A 16,412-nucleotide genomic window follows, 5' to 3' on the forward strand; every position below is an offset into this window, starting at 1 on the left:
GGCGTCGTACGGACGGGTCAGCCGGCCGCCAGCAGGACGGTGCCGACGAGCGCGAGCCCGGCCCCCGCCGCCTGGATCGCGCGCAGCCTCTCCTTCAGGACACCGCGCGCGGCCAGGGCCGTGATCACCGGATACAGGGAGGCCAGGACCGCCGCGACGGTCACGGGGCCGTTCTGCGCCGCCACCGAGTACGTCCCGTTGGCGGCCACGTCAGCGAGGCCGACGAACGCCAGCGCGGGCAGGGCCGTCCGGATCACCCGGCTCCCGCCGTCCTCGGGCAGGGCGGGGGCGCCCCGTCGTACCGACACGTACAGCGCGGCCCCGCCCACACCGACGTTGGTGACGCGCTGCACGAAGAGCGCCAGGAACAGGCCGGTGACCGTCGTCGACGCCTCGGAGATCAGCGCCATGACCGCGCCGAAGCCGAACGCGGCGACCAGCGTCAGCGCGATGGCCCGGCGCCGGACCGCGGCTCCGCGCAGCTCGGGCCCGCCGGCCAGCACGATGCCCACGACGGCCACGGCGATCCCGGCGATCTGGAGCAGGCCGGGCCGCTCGCCGGCGACGAGCCCCACGCCCACGGGTACGACCACGCCGACCGAGGCGAGCGGCGACACGACGCCCATCGGGCCGAGCGCGAGGGCCTTGTAGAAGGCGAGCATGGCGACAGGGCCGACGACGCCGGCGGCGACCGCGTACCAGAGCAGCGGCCCGGCCTCGGTCCAGGCACCCGTCGCGAGGACGATCGCACCGAGGACCACGGCGGCTATGGACTGCGAGACCACGACCACGGTCAGGGCGGGTACGCGCCGGGCGAGCAGCCCACCGCCGAAGTCGGCCAGACCCCAGAGCAGGCACGTGGCCAGCGCGAACAGTGCGGTCATGAAGCGAACCTCGCCAGTACAGTGTGGTGAACGGTTGGTGCACCACACCGTAGTGCAGTCCATTGCACTCTTCCATTGAATATATTGGACGGAATGTGTCGGACCTCGATCAGCTGACCCAGTCGCTCGCCCGCAATCTCAAACGGTGGCGCGGCGAGAGAGCCTTCACCCTCGACGCGCTGGCGGCCCGGTCGGGCGTCAGCCGGGGCATGATCATCCAGATCGAGCAGGCCCGCACCAACCCCAGCGTCGGCACGACGGTGAAACTCGCCGACGCGCTCGGCATCAGCATCACCACGCTCCTCGACTACGAGCAGGGCCCGCAGGTCAGGGTCGTACCCGCCGACCAGGCCGTCCGTATGTGGTCCACCGACGCGGGCAGCGCCACCGTGCTGCTGGTCGGGACGGAGTCCAGGGGGCCGCTCGAACTGTGGTCCTGGAAGCTGATGCCGGGCGAACGCAGCGACTCCGACCCGCACCCGGAGGGCACGACGGAACTGCTGCACGTCACCGCGGGCGAACTGACCCTCGTGGTGGACGGCGTATCGCATCCGGTCGCCGAGGGATCGTCCGCGGTCTTCGAGGCGAACGTGCCGCACACCTACCGCAACGACGGTGCGGTGACGGTCGAGATGACCATGGCGGTCTCCATCCCGCCCGCGCGCTGAGCGGCGCCGGGCCGCCTGTTGGCTTGAGGCCCATGCGCGCCCCCATCGGAGCCTTCGCCAACGCCCGACCGGCCCCCGACTGCCTCGGCCTGCTCACGGCCCCCGTCGCCGCTGCCGTACGGACCTGGCAGGGCGATGTGCCCGCCGACCAGCTGCTCTACGTGGACACCGACCCGGAGATCGCGGACACCGCCGCCTTCGTGGAGCACCACGGCGCCGACCTGCTCGACCGGTCGGCCAACTGCGTCGTCGTCGCGGGCAAGCGCGGCGGCGAGTCCACACTGGCCGCGTGTCTCGTGCTGTCCCGGACGCGCGTCGATGTCAACGGAGTCGTACGCAAGCAACTGGGCGCCCGCAAGGCCTCGTTCGCCCCGATGGACACCGCGACGGGCGAGACGGGCATGGAATACGGCGGCATCACCCCGATCGGCCTCCCCACCGCCTGGACCCTTCTCGTGGACGCGGCGGTGGTGGATACCGAGTGGGTCCTGATCGGCAGTGGACGTCGTCGAGGCAAGCTGATCGTCCCGGGGAAGGCGTTCGCCAGGCTGCCGGGCGTGGTGGTCATCGACGGCCTGGGCATCACCACTACTGCCTGACGCCCCACCACGTATCCAGTTTTTATCTCTTCTTGATGCCAACAACCACCCCCCGACGAGCAGCGACCCCACCGGCCTGCGAGACCCGGGCGGCGCGCAGTGCGGCATCATCTCGCCCTGCACAGGGGGCGGTCCGAAGTATCAGGACGACCCCAAGCCCGGAGGCGGCGGAGGGGGCGGTGGCGGTGGTGGCACCGCATCCGCGCCCAGCAGCGACGGTGGTGGCAGTTCAGCCGGAGGAAGTGACTGTGGCTTCTGGTCCAGGTGTGGATGGACCAATGCGATCGATGACGCGGGGACCTGGTTCGACGAGAACAAGGGCGTGATCGCATCTGTCGCTACTGAAGTCGTGGTGGGCGGAGCGTGCTTCGGAGCAGCAGCGGGCGCGGGTCTGGCTACTGGAGGCGTGGGATTCGGCGCAGCCGCCGGCTGCGGGGCCGTGGCGGGAGCAGCGGGCAGCGCCGTAGGGTATGGGGCGCAGCAGGTGCCGGCCTCTTTTGACGCAGCACGCGTCGGCCTAGGCGTGCAGCATCGTTGATGGGCTTCACTCCGCCGGACCGGGATCGCCGAATTCCATCATTCGGACCCCGATTATGTCGAGGTATTCTGGGTTTGGGATGTAGCCCTGAGCTGATCAATAGCAGCGGAATGAGAAAGGCCCACCGAGTCTGATTTCGGTGGGCTCTTTGGCGTCTGCTGAGGCGTCTGACGATAACACTTGGCGGATGGAGGCCAGACCGAGCTTTTCAACCCCAGGTATCTGCGGCCGGTGGGATCTTGTGAGGCTCGGCTTCAGCGGTGCTCAGCCCAGCAGAGGGATCTCGATCGCCGGGCAGCGGTCCATCACCATGTCGAGGCCCGCCGCGCGGGTGCGCGTGTACGCCGCGTCGTCGATCACTCCCAGCTGGAACCAGACCGCCTTCGCGCCGATCGTGACCGCCTCGTCCGCCACCGGGCCCGCCAGTTCGCTGTTGACGAACACGTCCACCACGTCGACCGGGAACGGGATCTCCGCGAGGGACGCGTAGCCCTTCTCGCCGTGGACCGGTTCCGCCTTGGGATGGACCGGGATCACGCGTTTCCCGAAGCGCTGGAGCACCGCCGCCACGCCGTACGCCGCCCGTGACTGGTTGCCCGAGAGGCCCACCACCGCCCACGTGTCGCCCGTGGAGGTCAGGATCCTGCGGATCGTCTCATCGTCTGCATACATGCACGAGACAACCGGGAGCACGGCCTCGCAATTCCCCCGCCGTACCCGGACCGGGGCCGGAGAGCCTAGGGTGGCTCGATGCATGAGCAGTACCGGACCGTCGCCCGACGGGGTATCCATGAGACCGAGGTCAACCGGTCGCGCTTCATCTGCGCGCTCGCGCCCGCGACCACCGAGGCGGAGGCGCAGGACTTCGTCGCCGGCGTACGCCGTGAGCATCCCACCGCTACACACAACTGCTTCGCCTACGTGATCGGCGCCGACGCCTCCGTACAGAGGGCGAGCGACGACGGGGAGCCCGGCGGCACGGCCGGTGCGCCCATGCTGCAGATGCTGATGCGCAGGGACGTGCGTTACGTGGTCGCCGTCGTCACCCGCTACTACGGAGGCGTCAAGCTCGGCGCCGGAGGGCTGATCCGCGCCTACGGGGGCGCCGTCGGCGAAGCCCTCGACGCCGTCGGCACCGTGACCCGCCAGCGCTACCGGCTGGCCACGATCATCGTCGACCACCACCGGGCCGGAAAGCTGGAGAACGAACTCCGGGCCACCGGCCGCGCCGTACGCGATGTGCGGTACGCGGAGATAGTGACCATCGGGATAGGGCTGCCCGACGCCGACGTCGAGGACTTCCGGGCCTGGCTCGCCGACACCACCGCCGGAACCGCCCTTCTGGCGCTGGGCGGTGAGGCGTACGGCGACGTGTGATGCCTGAAGCCACCCGTGATGTCCGACCCCACCGTTACTCTCAAGGATCATGAGATTCCTGCACACGTCGGACTGGCACCTGGGACGGTCCTTCCACCGGGTCAGCCTTCTCGACGCACAGGCGGCATTCCTCGACCATCTCGTGGCGACCGCGCTGACGCGGGAGGTCGACGCGGTCCTCGTGGCGGGCGACGTGTACGACCGGGCGGTGCCGCCGCTCTCCGCCGTCGAGCTCTTCGACCGGGCCCTGCACCGGCTCGCCGAGGCGCGGGTGCCGACGGTGATGATCTCCGGGAACCATGACTCGGCCCGCCGCCTCGGCGTCGGCGCCGGACTCATCGACCACGCGGGCATCCATCTGCGCACCGACCCGGCCCGCTGCGCCACCCCGGTCGTGCTCCCCGACGCCCACGGCGACGTGGCCTTCTACGGACTGCCGTATCTCGAACCGGCCCTGGTCCGCGAGGAGTTCAAAGCGGCCAAGGCCGGACACGAGGCGGTCCTCGCGGCGGCCCTCGACCGCGTACGGGCCGACCTCGCCGCACGCCCGCAGGGCACCCGCTCCGTCGTCCTCGCGCACGCCTTCGTGGCAGGCGGCGCCGCCAGCGACAGCGAGCGCGACATCACCGTCGGCGGAGTGTCCGCCGTGCCCGCCGGCACGTTCGACGGCGTGGACTACGTGGCCCTCGGCCATCTGCACGGCTCACAGACCCTCACCGAGCGCGTCCGCTACTGTGGTTCACCCCTCGCGTACTCCTTCTCCGAGACCGACCACCGCAAGACCATGTGGCTCGTGGACCTCGGCCCCGCCGGTGAGATCGACGCCGAACGGATCGACTGTCCCGTGCCCCGCCCCCTCGCCCGCCTCCGCGGCTCCCTCGCCGGCCTCCTCGACGACCCGGCGCTCACCCGCCATGAACAGGCCTGGATCGAGGCGACCCTCACCGACCCCGTGCGTCCCGCGGAACCCATGGCACGCCTCGTGGAACGCTTCCCGCACACCCTCAGCCTCGTCTTCGACCCCGACCGGGGCGACAAGGACGTCGTCGCGTCCTACGCGCGGCGCCTCGAAGGCCGCAGCGACCAGGAGATCGCCGAGGACTTCGTGGCGCACGTACGCGGCGGCGCCGGGCCCGACGACCGGGAACGGACCGTGCTGCGCGGCGCCTTCGACCACGTACGGGTCGAGAACGCCGTGCGCGAGGTGACCGGATGAGACTCCACCGGCTGAGCATCACCGCTTTCGGCCCCTTCGCCGACACCCAGGAGGTCGATTTCGACACGCTCTGCGCCGCGGGGATCTTCCTGCTGCACGGCGCGACCGGCGCGGGGAAGACCTCCGTGCTCGACGCCGTCTGCTACGCGCTGTACGACGCCGTGCCGGGCGCGCGCCAGCTCAAGGGCGGCGCCGCCAAGGACGCCTCCCTGCGCAGCGACCACGCCCCGGCGGGCACCTACACCGAGGTTCAGCTCGAACTGACCCTCGGCGGACGGCGGTTGGAGATCACCCGCCGCCCCGCGCAGACACGCCCCAAGAAGCGCGGCACCGGCGTCACCACGGAGAAGGCGCAGAGCCTGCTCAGGGAGTACGACACCCCGGGCAGCGGCACGGGCAACGACGCCGCGAGCACCGGCTGGCGCGCGCTGAGCCGCTCCCACCAGGAGATCGGCGAGGAGATCGGCCAACTGCTCGGCATGAGCCGGGAGCAGTTCTGCCAGGTCGTCCTCCTGCCGCAGGGTGACTTCGCGCGCTTCCTGCGCGCCGACGCCGAGGCGCGGGGCAAGCTGCTCGGCCGTCTCTTCGACACCCGCCGGTTCGCCGCCGTGGAGGACCGGCTCGCCGAGCTGCGCAGGGGCGCCGAACAGCAGGTAAGGGCCGGGGACGAGCGGCTGCTCGGCGTCGCGCAGCGCATCGCCCAGGCGTCCGGCACGGGCGTCGGCGTGGGCGGTGCGTCCGGCGCGGCCGTCGAACAGCCGCTGCCCGCACAGCAACCCGGCGATCCGGGCCTCGCCCCCGCCGTCCTGGAATGGGCGGCCGTCGCCCGCTCCACGGCCTACGAGCGCGGAGACATCGCCGATTCGGCCCTCGCGGGCGCCGAGAGCAGACAGGCGGCGGCACGCCGGCTGCTCGAATCGACACGTGAACTGGCCAGGCTGCAACAGAGGTTCGCCGACGGACAGCGACGCGCCGAGGCCCTCGAAGCCCGCCGCCCTCAGTACGAGGCGGCGCGCGCCCGACTCGAACGGGCCCGCAAGGCCGACCGGGTGGCCCCCGCGCTCGCCCTGCGCGAGGACGCCGAGCGCGCGCACCGCACGGCCGCCGCCGCCCTCGGCCGGGCGCGCGCCGGCCTCCCCGCCGAACTCACCGACACCGGCGCCGACCATCTCTCCGCGCTGGAGCGGAAGATGATCGAGGAGCTGGGCCGCGTCGACGCCGCCAGGGGCGCGGAGCGCCGCAGCGCCGAGATCAGCAGAGAGCGCGCCGAGCTGGACCGCCAGGCCCGCGCCGACGACGAGCTGCTGGCGGAGGCCGGGGGCTGGCTCGCCGGCTGGGACGCCACTCGCCGGGGCCACCAGGAACGCGTCGAGACGGCCCAGGAGGCCGCCACCCGCGCCGAACAGCTCGCGGGACAACTCGAACCGGCGCGCGGACAACTCGACGCCGCCCGCGCGCGAGACGCGCTCGAAACACGGGCCGCCGCGTCGCAGGGCCTCCTCAACAGCGCCCGCGAGCGCGCGAACAACGCCAAGGAGACCTGGCTCGACCTGCGCGAGCGCCGGCTGCGCGGCATCGCCGCCGAACTCGCCGCCGGTCTCGTGCCGGGCGAACCGTGCGCGGTCTGCGGCTCCGCCGACCATCCGGCACCCGCCCGCCCCGGCGCGGGCCAGGTCGACCAGGCGGCGGAGGACGCCGCGTTCGCCGCGTCCCGAAGCGCCGAGGAGGCGGTCGCCGCGGCCGAGCGCGAACACGCCTCCGTACGAGAGGAGTACGCGGCGGCCCGCTCCACGGCCGGCGGATCCACCGTCGCCGAACTGGCCGCGCTCACCGAGCGCCTGGGCCGCGAACACACCGAGGCGCACCGTATCGCCGCCGGCACGCACGCGGCCCGCGAGGCGCTCGCCCGCGCCGAACGAGAGCGCGAGGACCGGCTCACCGCACAGCAGTCGGCCGAGAACCGCGTCGCGGCCCGTACCTCACGGCGCGAAGCGCTCGACCGCGAACAGACCGTCCTCGAATCGGAACTGGTCCGCGCCCGGGGCGACGCCGGCAGCGTCGCCGCGCACGCCGACCGGCTGGCGGAAAGGGCGCGGCTGCTCGCCGAAGCGGCCGACGCCGTAAGGGACTTCGACACCACGGCCCAGCGCCTCAAGGACGGCGACGACCGGCTCGCGGACGCCGCCTTCCGGGCCGGGTTCGACACCCCCCGCGAGGCAGCGGCGGCGCTGCTGTCCGAGGCAGAGCAACGCGGCCTGACCCACCGGATGGACGACTGGCAGGCCGAGGCGGCCACCGTCGCCGACCGGCTCGCCGAGTCCGACGCGCGCGACGCCGCCGAGCGACCGCCCGCCGGGCTCGACGCGGCGCTGCTGTCCTGCGAGGCGGCCGAATCGGCGCTGCGCGCCGCGTCCTCGGCGCTCGACGAAGCCCGCGGGCGGAGCGCCCAGCTGACCGAACTGTCCCGGCGGGCCGAGGAGGAGGTACGGCGCCTCGGCCCCCTCCGTACGGAGTACGAGCGGGTGGCCCGCCTCGCCGCGCTCACCGCCGGCACGTCCACCGACAACGACCGCAAGATGCGCCTGGAGTCGTACGTCCTGGCCGCCCGGCTCGAACAGGTCGCCGCGGCGGCCACGGCGCGGCTGCTGCGCATGTCCTCGGGCCGCTACACCCTGGTCCACTCCGACGCGAGAGGCGGTGGCGGGAAGCGGTCAGGACTCGGACTCCATGTGGTCGACTCCTGGACGGGCAGCGCGCGGGACACGGCGACGCTCTCGGGCGGCGAGACGTTCTTCGTCTCCCTCGCCCTCGCGCTGGGCCTCGCCGACGTCGTCACCGACGAGGCGGGCGGCGCGCGCCTGGACACCCTCTTCATCGACGAGGGCTTCGGCAGCCTGGACGACCAGACGCTGGACGAGGTCCTGGACGTGCTGGACTCGCTGCGCGAACGCGACCGGAGCGTCGGGATAGTCAGCCATGTCGCCGACCTCCGCCGCCGGATCCCCACCCAGCTGGAGGTGACGAAGTCACGGCGGGGCTCGACGGTCAGTCTCCGTACGGGTGGTACGGACGGCTGAGCCCGGCTCGGTCAGGCGCGGCGCCCCCGGTGTCCCGCAGCCGCCGGAATCCGTATGACAGCGCCCCGGCGGCCGACCATGATGGGTGACCATGCCTCAACTTCCCCACCCCGCCGCCGAATCCCTCCGCCGTGAGCACATGCCCCTGCGGGGCCGTACCGCCCTCGTCACCGGCGCCAGCCGGCGCTCCGGCATCGGGTACGCCGTCGCCCGGCGGCTCGCCGCGTACGGCGCGAGCGTCTACCTCCACCACCATGTGCCGCACGACGAGACGAAGCCCTGGGGAGCGGACCCGGACGGTCCCGAAGGTGTTGCCGCCGGGGTGCGCGAAGCCCTCGGGTATCCGGGCGCCGTCGTGGAGCACGGGCCCGGTGACCTGTCCGACCCCGAGGGTCCCGCGAAGGTCTTCAGGACGGCCCGTGAGGCGCTCGGCGGAGTGGTCGACATCCTGGTGGCCAACCACGCCCGCAGCGGCTCGGACGGCACCCTCTGGGAGATCGACGCGGACATGCTCGACGCCCACTGGGCGACCAACACCCGTTCGGTCATCCAGCTGGTCCAGGAGTACGCCAAGGCGCGCGTCGCCCATCCGGTACGGATCCGGCACGGCAGCCGCGTCGTGATGATGACCTCCGGGCAGAACCTGCGGGGCGGCATGCCGGGGGAGATCGCCTACAGCCTGTCCAAGGGGGCCCTCGCCTCGGCGACCCACACCCTGGCCGCCTCGCTCGGCCACGCCGGGATCACGGTCAACACGGTCAACCCCGGCCCCGTGGACACGGATTACCTCACCGGCGAGGCGTACGACCGGATCGCCGGGATGTTCCCGGCCGGACGGTGGGGGATGCCCGACGACCCGGCACGGCTGATCGCCTGGCTCGCCACGGACGAGGCGGCGTGGATCACGGGCCAGGTCATCAACTCGGAGGGCGGCTTCCTGCTGAGCGGCGAGCACTTCAAGCCCGTACCCGGTGGCCCGTGGCCTCGGGAGCGCCCGGCGGACCTGCCACGAACGCTCCCCGCGGATCTGCCACGACCGCTCCCGGAAGACAGGCTTTAGGTACGGGCGGGCGCCCGGCGCCGTGACGCCGGGCGCCACAGCTCACAGCTTGGACAGCTCGTCCACCAGATCGTCCAGCCCCAGCGACCCCTGCGACAGCGCCGCCATGTGCCACGCCTTCGCGTCGAACGCGTCGCCGTGCCGCTCGCGCGCGTTCGCGCGGCCCAGCAGCCACGCCCGCTCACCCAGCTTGTAGCCGATCGCCTGGGCGGGCATCGACAGATAGCGGGTCAGCTCGCTCTCCACGAACTCCGCCGGCCTGCCGCTGTGCATACCGAAGAACTCCTGCGCCAGAGCGGGCGTCCAGCGCTCACCCGGGTGGAACGGCGAGTCCTCCGGGATCTCCAGCTCCAGATGCATGCCGATGTCCACGATGACCCGGCAGGCACGCATCATCTGCGCGTCGAGATAGCCGAGCCTGCGCTCCGCGTCCGGCAGGAAGCCCAGCTCGTCCATCAGCCGCTCCGCGTACAGCGCCCAGCCCTCGGCGTTCGCGCTGACACTGCCCACGGACGCCTGGTAGCGGGAGAGCTGGTCGGCGACATGGGTCCACTGCGCGATCTGGAGGTGATGGCCGGGGACGCCCTCGTGGTACCAGGTCGAGACCAGGTCGTACACCGGGAATCGCGTCTCACCCATCGTCGGCAGCCAGGTGGTCCCGGGACGGGAGAAGTCCTCCGAGGGACCGGTGTAGTACGGCGCCGCCGCACCGCCGGGCGGGGCGATGCGGGACTCCACCTTCCGTACCCGGTCGGCGAGTTCGAAGTGCGTGCCGTCCAGCGCCTCGATGGCCTCGTCCATCAGGGACTGGAGCCACTCGCGTACCTCCTCCACCCCCTCGATGTGCTTCCCGTGCTCGTCGAGATGGGCCAGCGCCTCCCAGGGGGACGCGCCGGGCAGGATCTTGGCTGCCTCGGTGGTCATCTCCGCGTACAGCCGGTGGTATTCGGACCAGCCGTAGGCGTACGCCTCGTCGAGATCGAGGTCCGTGCCGTTGAAATACCGCGACCAGCGGGCGTAGCGCTCACGGCCCACGGTGTCGGGCGCGGACTCGACGGCGGGTGCGTACACATCGCGCATCCAGTCGCGCAGTTCGGCGACGGCGCCGGTGGCGGCGACCGCCGCGGCGTCCAGCTCCGTACGCAGCGAGTCGGGTCCGGCCGACGCGAACTCCTCGAACCAGCCGCGGCCGTCGCCCGCCCACTCCGTGAGCTGGCCGATGAACGTCGCGGTCGGCCGGGGCCCGCCCAGCAGCTTCCGCTCCAGGCCGAGGGCCAGCGACTCCCGGAACCCGTCCAGCGCGGCCGGTACGGCGCGCAGGCGCTGGGCCACAGCCGCCCAGTCCTCCTCCGTCCCGGTCGGCGTCACGGTGAAGATGTCGCGGATGTGGTGGGCCGGGGAGTGGATGTTGCTGACGGCGCGCAGCTGCTCATCGGCGTCGTGGACGGCGAGTTCGGCGGTCAGCCGTTCCCGGAGCAGCCTGGCGCAGCGGCGTTCCTGGTCGCTGTCGGCCCCGGGCAGCTTCGTGGCGATGTCGAGTTCGGCGAGGGTCTCGCGCGCGAGTTCGGCGAGCGCCCGCGCTCCGGCCGGTGAGTAATCGGGAAGGCGGCTCGAACTTGCCGCGACGCCCAGGAAGGTACCGGTGATCGGATCGAGTTCGATGAGTGCGTCGACATAGGCGTCGGCGACCTGGCGGGGCAGCGCGCTGCTGGAAGTGTCTGGCATGGGCCACATCCTCTCCGAGCGAGGACCGCGCGTCACCCCACTTCAGGACCGCGTCGCCGGTGGATTGGCTGATGAAGGGGGCATAAGGGGACCACAGTCCCATTGCTGGAAGACCAATCGCGTCTCCACACGGGCCACTTCGGGCCGTGAGGTGAATTCGTCCACCACGAGCCGCTGGAGATCGGCGGTGTCCGCCACCGCCACATGGACCAGATAGTCGTCGGGCCCCGTCAGATGGAAGAGCGCGCGGGACTCGGGCAGGCCGCGTATCCGTTCCACGAACGGTTTGATCAGCTCACGGCGGTGCGGCCGGACCTGCACGGACAGCAACGCCTGGAGCCCACGGCCGAGTTTGGCCGGATCGAGGCGCAGTTGGTGCCCCAGGATCACCCCCGACCGCCGCAGCCGCGCCACCCGGTCCAGACAGGTCGACGCGGCCACTCCGACCTCGGCGGCGATCTCCCGGTAGGTGGTCCGTGCGTCGTTCTGCAACAGCCGAAGAATGTGCAGATCGACCGGGTCAAGTACGACCGACTCGCTCATCCGGCGAACGTAGCACGGAGAATTCCCGGTGATTCCCGCCGGATGTTCAGAGTGTGTCCATGGACCCCATGGATATGGACGCCGACGGCACGGCCGACCCCGTAGCCGTCCCCCTTGCTGGAACGTCCCCCCGGACCCTTCCCCGCGCGCTCGCGACCGAGGCCGTGCACGCCGGGCGCGAGGACCTCGCACGGCTCGGAGTGCACGCCGCGCCGATCGATCTCTCCACGACCTACCCCTCGTACGACACCCGTGACGAGGCCGCGCGAATAGACGAGTTCGCCGCCACCGGCGCCCGGCCCGAGGGACCGCCCGTCTACGCGCGCCTGGACAACCCGACGACCGCCAGGTTCGAGACGGCGCTCGCACGGCTGGAGGGCACCGAGAGCGCGGTGGCCTTCGCCAGCGGCATGGCGGCGCTGACGGCCGTCCTCCTCGTACGGTCGGGCAGGGGGCTGCGCCATGTCGTCGCGGTGCGTCCTCTGTACGGATGCAGCGACCACCTGCTGACCGCCGGGCTCCTCGGTACGGAGGTCACCTGGACCGACCCGGCGGGCATCGCCGACGCGATCGGCCCGGACACCGGTCTGGTGATGGTCGAGACCCCCGCGAACCCGACTCTCGCGGAGGTCGACATCGCCGCCGTCGCCCACGACTGCGGCTCGATTCCGCTGCTGGTCGACAACACGTTCGCGACGCCCGTCCTGCAACGCCCCGCCGAGCACGGGGCACGGCTCGTGCTGCACAGCGCGACGAAGTATCTCGGGGGCCACGGCGATGTCCTCGGCGGTGTGGTGGCGTGCGACGAGGAGTTCGCGCGGGGGCTGCGCCAGGTGCGGTTCGCGACCGGCGGAGTCCTGCACCCGATGGCCGGCTATCTGCTGCTGCGCGGTCTGTCCACCCTGCCCGTACGGGTACGGGCCGCCTCGGCCACCGCCGCCGATCTGGCCCGCAGACTCGCCACCGACCCGCGCATAGCCCGTGTGCACTACCCGGCCGTCGGCGGCGCGATGGTCTCCTTCGAGGTGTACGGGGACCCGCACGAGGTGATCGCGGGCGTCCGGCTGATCACCCCGGCGGTGAGCCTGGGCAGCGTGGACTCACTGATCCAGCACCCGGCCTCCATCAGCCACCGCATCGTGGCGGAGGGAGACCGGCGGTCGGCCGGGGTGAGCGACCGCCTGCTGCGGATGTCGGTCGGCCTGGAGGACGTCGAGGACCTCTGGCGGGACCTGACCGGGGCGCTCAGCGCGCCTGGTCGCGCAGGGCGGTCTCCTGAGCCGTCGTCCCGTACGGTGCCTCGTCCGTCCCCTTCAGGCGGGCGGTGACGACCAGCGTGCCGCCCTCTATCTGGTAGTCGAGCGGCAGACCGAGTCCGCGCATGGCGGCGACCATGCCGGTGTTGGACGCCTGCGTGACGGCGTACACGCTGGTGGAGCCCGTCTCGACGGCGAGCGCGACGAGCCGGCCGAGCAGTTCGGAGCCGATACCGCGCCGCTGCCAGGCGTCCTCCACGATCAGCGCGACCTCGGTCTCGTCGCCGTCCCACAGCAGATGGCCGAGCGCGACGAGGCGGCCGGACGCCGTCTGGACCTTGAGCGTCCGCCCGTGGCGGGGGCTCAGCAGATGGTCGAGATAGCGGTCGGCGTCGTCGACGGGACCGTGGTAGCGCAGGCCCAGGGTGTGCTCCGAGCAGCGCCCGTGCATCGCCGACGCGGCGTCGACGTCGCTCTGGTCGGCGCGGCGCACGGTGATCGCGTTGCCCGCGGGCAGTGTCAGGACGTCCCGGCCGCGCGGGACGCGCGGGCCGAGGCGTGCGTCGAGCTCGACCAGGGCGCGGGCCCTGGCGAACTCGGTGGGGGTGAACGGAAGGTGGTGGCGCTCGACGCTGATCACGCCGCCGTTCGGGTCGCGCATCCGCATCGTGGTGCCGTCCAGAATGCCGTCGACGGGGGCGTACTCGCCGGTCGGGCGGCCGGTGGGGGAGAGGGCGGGAAGTGAGTGGATCGTGCAGCGGCCCAGCAACTGGCGCAGGGCGAGGGGCAGTTCGGCGGCGTCCAGGGCCGTACGGGTGGCGAGGCCGAGGACCCGGGTGGGGGCGTCGACGAGATCGTGCGCGTCGGCGCGCTCGATCCAGATGTCGCTGCCGCCTGCGCGGGAGATCTCGTCGGTGAGCCGGCGCGCGGCCAGCGAGGCGGGCGCGCGCAGCAGGAACTCGTCCACGGTGCCGGTGGCCAGCGGGTGGGTCTGGAGGTTCAGGATGTCCACCCGGCGGCGGGCGAGGACCGTGCAGAGCGCGGCCAGTGAACCGGGGGCGTCGCGTACGGTGGCGCGCATCCGCCAGAGTGTGGTGGCGGTGTCGGCGTCGGCCGGTGACGCGCCGGCCGACGGTGCCTCGGCCGGTGCGACGTGGCTGTGCTGGTTGTGTTCGCCGTGGCGTCTCGACCACCAGGTGTGGAATCCGGCCGTACCGACCAGGGCGATCGCCGAGGCGACCAGCAGAATGGGTCCGTCCGGCCCGTGCGCGATCATGTTCGCGACAGCGTCGGCGACCGCGACCGCCGTGAACAGGGCGGCCAGCTCGACGAGATCCCGGCGCCAGTGGTGGGGGCGGCGGGCACTCTTCGATGGAGTCACATCGGTCATGAACTCACTGTGACTCAACGGTGTTGCGCGATCACGAACGTACTGTGACTGATGGGTAAAAGATGCTTCTGTTCCCTCATCAACTACTTTTGGCCGATTTATGGCGCGAGTTGACCGTCCCCCTGTCCACACCGGTGAGGCTACCTGCTCGCGGACGCGCGGGCACCTCTCGGTACCCGCGCTTCCGCCGCAGATGGCCCTACTGGCCGACCCGGCCCGGCTTCAGGACCTTGCTGAACAGCACCTTGTTCCCCTGGGCCCGCAGCCGCACCGTCAACTCACCGCTGCCGCCGTCGATGTCGACCTCGCCGAAGTACTGCGACGACTCCATCGGCGAGACGTTCGCCCGGTCCGGGGCCTGTACGAAGACGCGGTTCGGCCCGAAGGTCGAGTCCAGCGCGTTCGCCTGGAAACCACCGGCGGCCAGTGGGCCCGACACGAACTCCCAGAACGGCGCGAAGTCCTTGAAGGCCGCCTTCTCCGGCTCGTAGTGCTGCGCCGACGTGTAGTGCACGTCCGCCGTCAGCCACACCGTGCCGGTGATCCGGCGGTGCTTGATGAACCGCAGCAGATCGGCGATCTGGAGCTCACGCCCCAGCGGCGCGCCCGGGTCACCCTGCGCGACGGCCTCGATGTTCGCCGTGCCGTCCGGTACGACGAGACCGATCGGCATGTCGGCGGCGATCACCTTCCACACCGCGCGCGAACGCGACAACTCGCGCTTCAGCCATTCGAGTTGCTCGGCGCCGAGAATGCCCGTGGTGTCGTCGGCCTGCCGGCCGGGGGAGTTGGCGTTCCGGAACGAGCGCATGTCCAGTACGAACACGTCGAGCAGCGGCCCGTACCGCACCACCCGGTGCACCCGCCGGTCCTCGCCGCGCGCCTGGAGCGTGCTCACGGGGAAGTACTCGCCGAACGCCTGGAACGAGCGCGCCGCCAGCACGTCGACGTCCTTCTCCTGATAGCGGACGTCGTCCAGGATCTGGCCCGGGTACCAGTTGTTGCGCACCTCGTGGTCGTCCCACTGCACGATCGTCGGCACCTGGGCGTTGAACCGGCGGACGTTCCGGTCGAGCAGGTTGTAACGGAACTGCCCCCGGTACTCGTTCAGCGTCTCGGCGACCTTCGACTTCTCCTCGGTGACGACGTTGCGCCAGATCCGCCAGTCCGGCAGCGTCACCGACGGCTCCAGCGGCCCGTCCGCGTAGACGGTGTCACCGCTGCACAGGAAGAAGTCCGGGTCGAGGCGGCGCATGTCCTCGTACGCGGTGTAGCCGCCGATGTCCGGGTTGATGCCCCAGCCCTGGCCGGCGATGTCGCCCGACCACAGGAAGCGCACACCCTGCCGGCGCCGCGCCGGAGCCGTACGGAACGTGCCGTACACCGGCTCGCCCGTACGCCGCGGGTTGTCGGGGTCGGCGAGCGTCACCCGGTAGTGCACCTGCTCACCGGCGGGCAGCCGCGCAGCGGCGTCGTCCCCGTGAAGTCGCTGCCGGCGCCGATGACCGGGCCGTGCCACGTGCGGGCGTTGCGGAAGGAACCGGTCGCCGAGGTCTCCACCACCATCCGCGCCGGCCGGTCGGAACGGACCCACACCAGACCGGAGGACGAGGTGACGTCGCCCACCTGGACGCCCCAGTCGGCGCTCGGCCGGCCGGAGAGGGCCTGGGCGGGTGCGGCGCCCGCGACGGTCCCGGCCACGGCCGCGGCGGTCGTCGGCAGGGCGAGTGCGGCGGAGGCGCCGAGGGATCCGCGCAGTACGGTGCGGCGGTCCGTGGCGGAATTCCGGGGGCTGTTCGTCATCGATGTGCCTCCTGCGGCGGGATCGGTGCGTCTGCTGGTGCGACGTGCCATACGTAGCGCCCGGCGACGGCCGGTACGCGAACCCCGGGTGAACAACCCGCCCACCTGCTGATGCTGTCGTTTCACGCCAAAGCTGCGAACTCTGCGTGAACGATCTGTGGCACAGTGCGATTCTGTCGAGCGATGCCCGCAGGATTGGTCTTGACCAAGGCGGTCGGCCGTCCTACTCTCAGAGAGTTAGTGCAGGAACCTTTAATAAACAAGTGCATGGAAAAG

Annotated in this window: 12 protein-coding genes and 1 pseudogene; 7 read left to right on the forward strand and 6 right to left on the reverse strand. The window is 71.6% G+C overall.

Going from position 1 to position 16,412, the window contains the following annotated elements:
• Positions 1–17: 17 nt before the first annotated feature.
• The gene (locus OIE74_RS34355; protein WP_329390725.1) at positions 18–884 is read right to left on the reverse strand and encodes a DMT family transporter; all 867 of its coding nucleotides are present in this window, start codon (positions 882–884) and stop codon (positions 18–20) included.
• 95 nt (positions 885–979) lie between these two features.
• On the opposite strand from OIE74_RS34355, the gene OIE74_RS34360 reads away from it, so the two are divergent.
• Positions 980–1,552 (forward strand): helix-turn-helix domain-containing protein, encoded by a 573-nt coding sequence (locus OIE74_RS34360; RefSeq protein ID WP_329390726.1) that lies wholly within the window; start codon positions 980–982, stop codon positions 1,550–1,552.
• A gap of 32 nt (positions 1,553–1,584) precedes the next feature.
• Positions 1,585–2,151, forward strand: a complete 567-nt coding sequence (locus tag OIE74_RS34365) for a YbaK/EbsC family protein (protein ID WP_329390728.1) — start codon at positions 1,585–1,587, stop codon at positions 2,149–2,151.
• Between the two features lie 802 nt (positions 2,152–2,953).
• Here OIE74_RS34365 and OIE74_RS34370 read toward each other — a convergent pair.
• Positions 2,954–3,361: a CoA-binding protein gene (locus OIE74_RS34370; RefSeq protein ID WP_329390730.1), complete on the reverse strand. Its 408-nt coding sequence runs from the start codon at positions 3,359–3,361 to the stop codon at positions 2,954–2,956.
• A 78-nt stretch (positions 3,362–3,439) separates the two neighbouring features.
• Here OIE74_RS34370 and OIE74_RS34375 point away from each other — a divergent pair, with 78 nt between their 5' ends.
• The 4 genes from OIE74_RS34375 (at position 3,440) to OIE74_RS34390 (ending at position 9,419) form a co-directional block, all read left to right on the forward strand.
• Positions 3,440–4,066, forward strand: coding sequence for a YigZ family protein (locus OIE74_RS34375; protein ID WP_329390732.1), 627 nt, complete (start codon positions 3,440–3,442; stop codon positions 4,064–4,066).
• Positions 4,067–4,115: 49 nt separating this feature from the next.
• The gene (locus tag OIE74_RS34380) at positions 4,116–5,282 is read left to right on the forward strand and encodes an exonuclease SbcCD subunit D (RefSeq protein ID WP_329390734.1); all 1,167 of its coding nucleotides are present in this window, start codon (positions 4,116–4,118) and stop codon (positions 5,280–5,282) included.
• On the forward strand, positions 5,279–8,359 hold the full coding sequence (locus OIE74_RS34385; RefSeq protein WP_329390736.1) for an SMC family ATPase: 3,081 nt from the start codon (positions 5,279–5,281) through the stop codon (positions 8,357–8,359). Before OIE74_RS34380 ends, OIE74_RS34385 begins: the two co-directional genes overlap by 4 nt.
• Positions 8,360–8,450: 91 nt before the next feature.
• Positions 8,451–9,419 (forward strand): SDR family oxidoreductase, encoded by a 969-nt coding sequence (locus OIE74_RS34390; RefSeq protein ID WP_329390738.1) that lies wholly within the window; start codon positions 8,451–8,453, stop codon positions 9,417–9,419.
• 42 nt (positions 9,420–9,461) lie between these two features.
• Here OIE74_RS34390 and OIE74_RS34395 read toward each other — a convergent pair whose 3' ends face one another.
• Complete coding sequence (locus OIE74_RS34395; protein ID WP_329390739.1) at positions 9,462–11,144, reverse strand: DUF885 domain-containing protein; 1,683 nt, start codon at positions 11,142–11,144, stop codon at positions 9,462–9,464.
• 42 nt (positions 11,145–11,186) lie between these two features.
• Entirely contained in the window at positions 11,187–11,687 is a 501-nt protein-coding gene (locus tag OIE74_RS34400) for an Lrp/AsnC family transcriptional regulator (protein WP_329390741.1), read from the reverse strand.
• Between the two features lie 68 nt (positions 11,688–11,755).
• On the opposite strand from OIE74_RS34400, the gene OIE74_RS34405 reads away from it, so the two are divergent.
• Positions 11,756–13,015, forward strand: a complete 1,260-nt coding sequence (locus OIE74_RS34405; protein WP_329392536.1) for a trans-sulfuration enzyme family protein — start codon at positions 11,756–11,758, stop codon at positions 13,013–13,015.
• Here OIE74_RS34405 and OIE74_RS34410 read toward each other — a convergent pair.
• Together OIE74_RS34410 and OIE74_RS34415 are read right to left on the reverse strand one after the other, a co-directional pair.
• A complete protein-coding gene (locus tag OIE74_RS34410; protein WP_329392537.1) occupies positions 12,933–14,324 on the reverse strand; it encodes a GNAT family N-acetyltransferase in 1,392 nt (463 codons plus the stop codon). The genes OIE74_RS34405 and OIE74_RS34410 overlap by 83 nt on opposite strands.
• A gap of 208 nt (positions 14,325–14,532) precedes the next feature.
• Positions 14,533–16,136: pseudogene (locus tag OIE74_RS34415) on the reverse strand (alkaline phosphatase D family protein).
• Positions 16,137–16,412 lie beyond the last annotated feature (276 nt).

The sequence above is a fragment of the Streptomyces sp. NBC_01716 genome (genome assembly GCF_036248275.1).
Lineage (GTDB): Bacteria > Actinomycetota > Actinomycetes > Streptomycetales > Streptomycetaceae > Streptomyces.

What these genes read in the sequence shown, in the direction of transcription:
- OIE74_RS34355 (WP_329390725.1), bottom strand. Translation starts at nt 884, where the DNA reads ATGACCGCACTGTTCGCGCTGGCCACGTGCCTGCTCTGGGGTCTGGCC.
- OIE74_RS34365 (WP_329390728.1), top strand. Translation starts at nt 1,585, where the DNA reads ATGCGCGCCCCCATCGGAGCCTTCGCCAACGCCCGACCGGCCCCCGAC.
- OIE74_RS34370 (WP_329390730.1), bottom strand. Translation starts at nt 3,361, where the DNA reads ATGTATGCAGACGATGAGACGATCCGCAGGATCCTGACCTCCACGGGC.
- OIE74_RS34375 (WP_329390732.1), top strand. Translation starts at nt 3,440, where the DNA reads ATGCATGAGCAGTACCGGACCGTCGCCCGACGGGGTATCCATGAGACC.
- OIE74_RS34380 (WP_329390734.1), top strand. Translation starts at nt 4,116, where the DNA reads ATGAGATTCCTGCACACGTCGGACTGGCACCTGGGACGGTCCTTCCAC.
- OIE74_RS34385 (WP_329390736.1), top strand. Translation starts at nt 5,279, where the DNA reads ATGAGACTCCACCGGCTGAGCATCACCGCTTTCGGCCCCTTCGCCGAC.
- OIE74_RS34390 (WP_329390738.1), top strand. Translation starts at nt 8,451, where the DNA reads ATGCCTCAACTTCCCCACCCCGCCGCCGAATCCCTCCGCCGTGAGCAC.
- OIE74_RS34395 (WP_329390739.1), bottom strand. Translation starts at nt 11,144, where the DNA reads ATGCCAGACACTTCCAGCAGCGCGCTGCCCCGCCAGGTCGCCGACGCC.
- OIE74_RS34400 (WP_329390741.1), bottom strand. Translation starts at nt 11,687, where the DNA reads ATGAGCGAGTCGGTCGTACTTGACCCGGTCGATCTGCACATTCTTCGG.
- OIE74_RS34405 (WP_329392536.1), top strand. Translation starts at nt 11,756, where the DNA reads ATGGATATGGACGCCGACGGCACGGCCGACCCCGTAGCCGTCCCCCTT.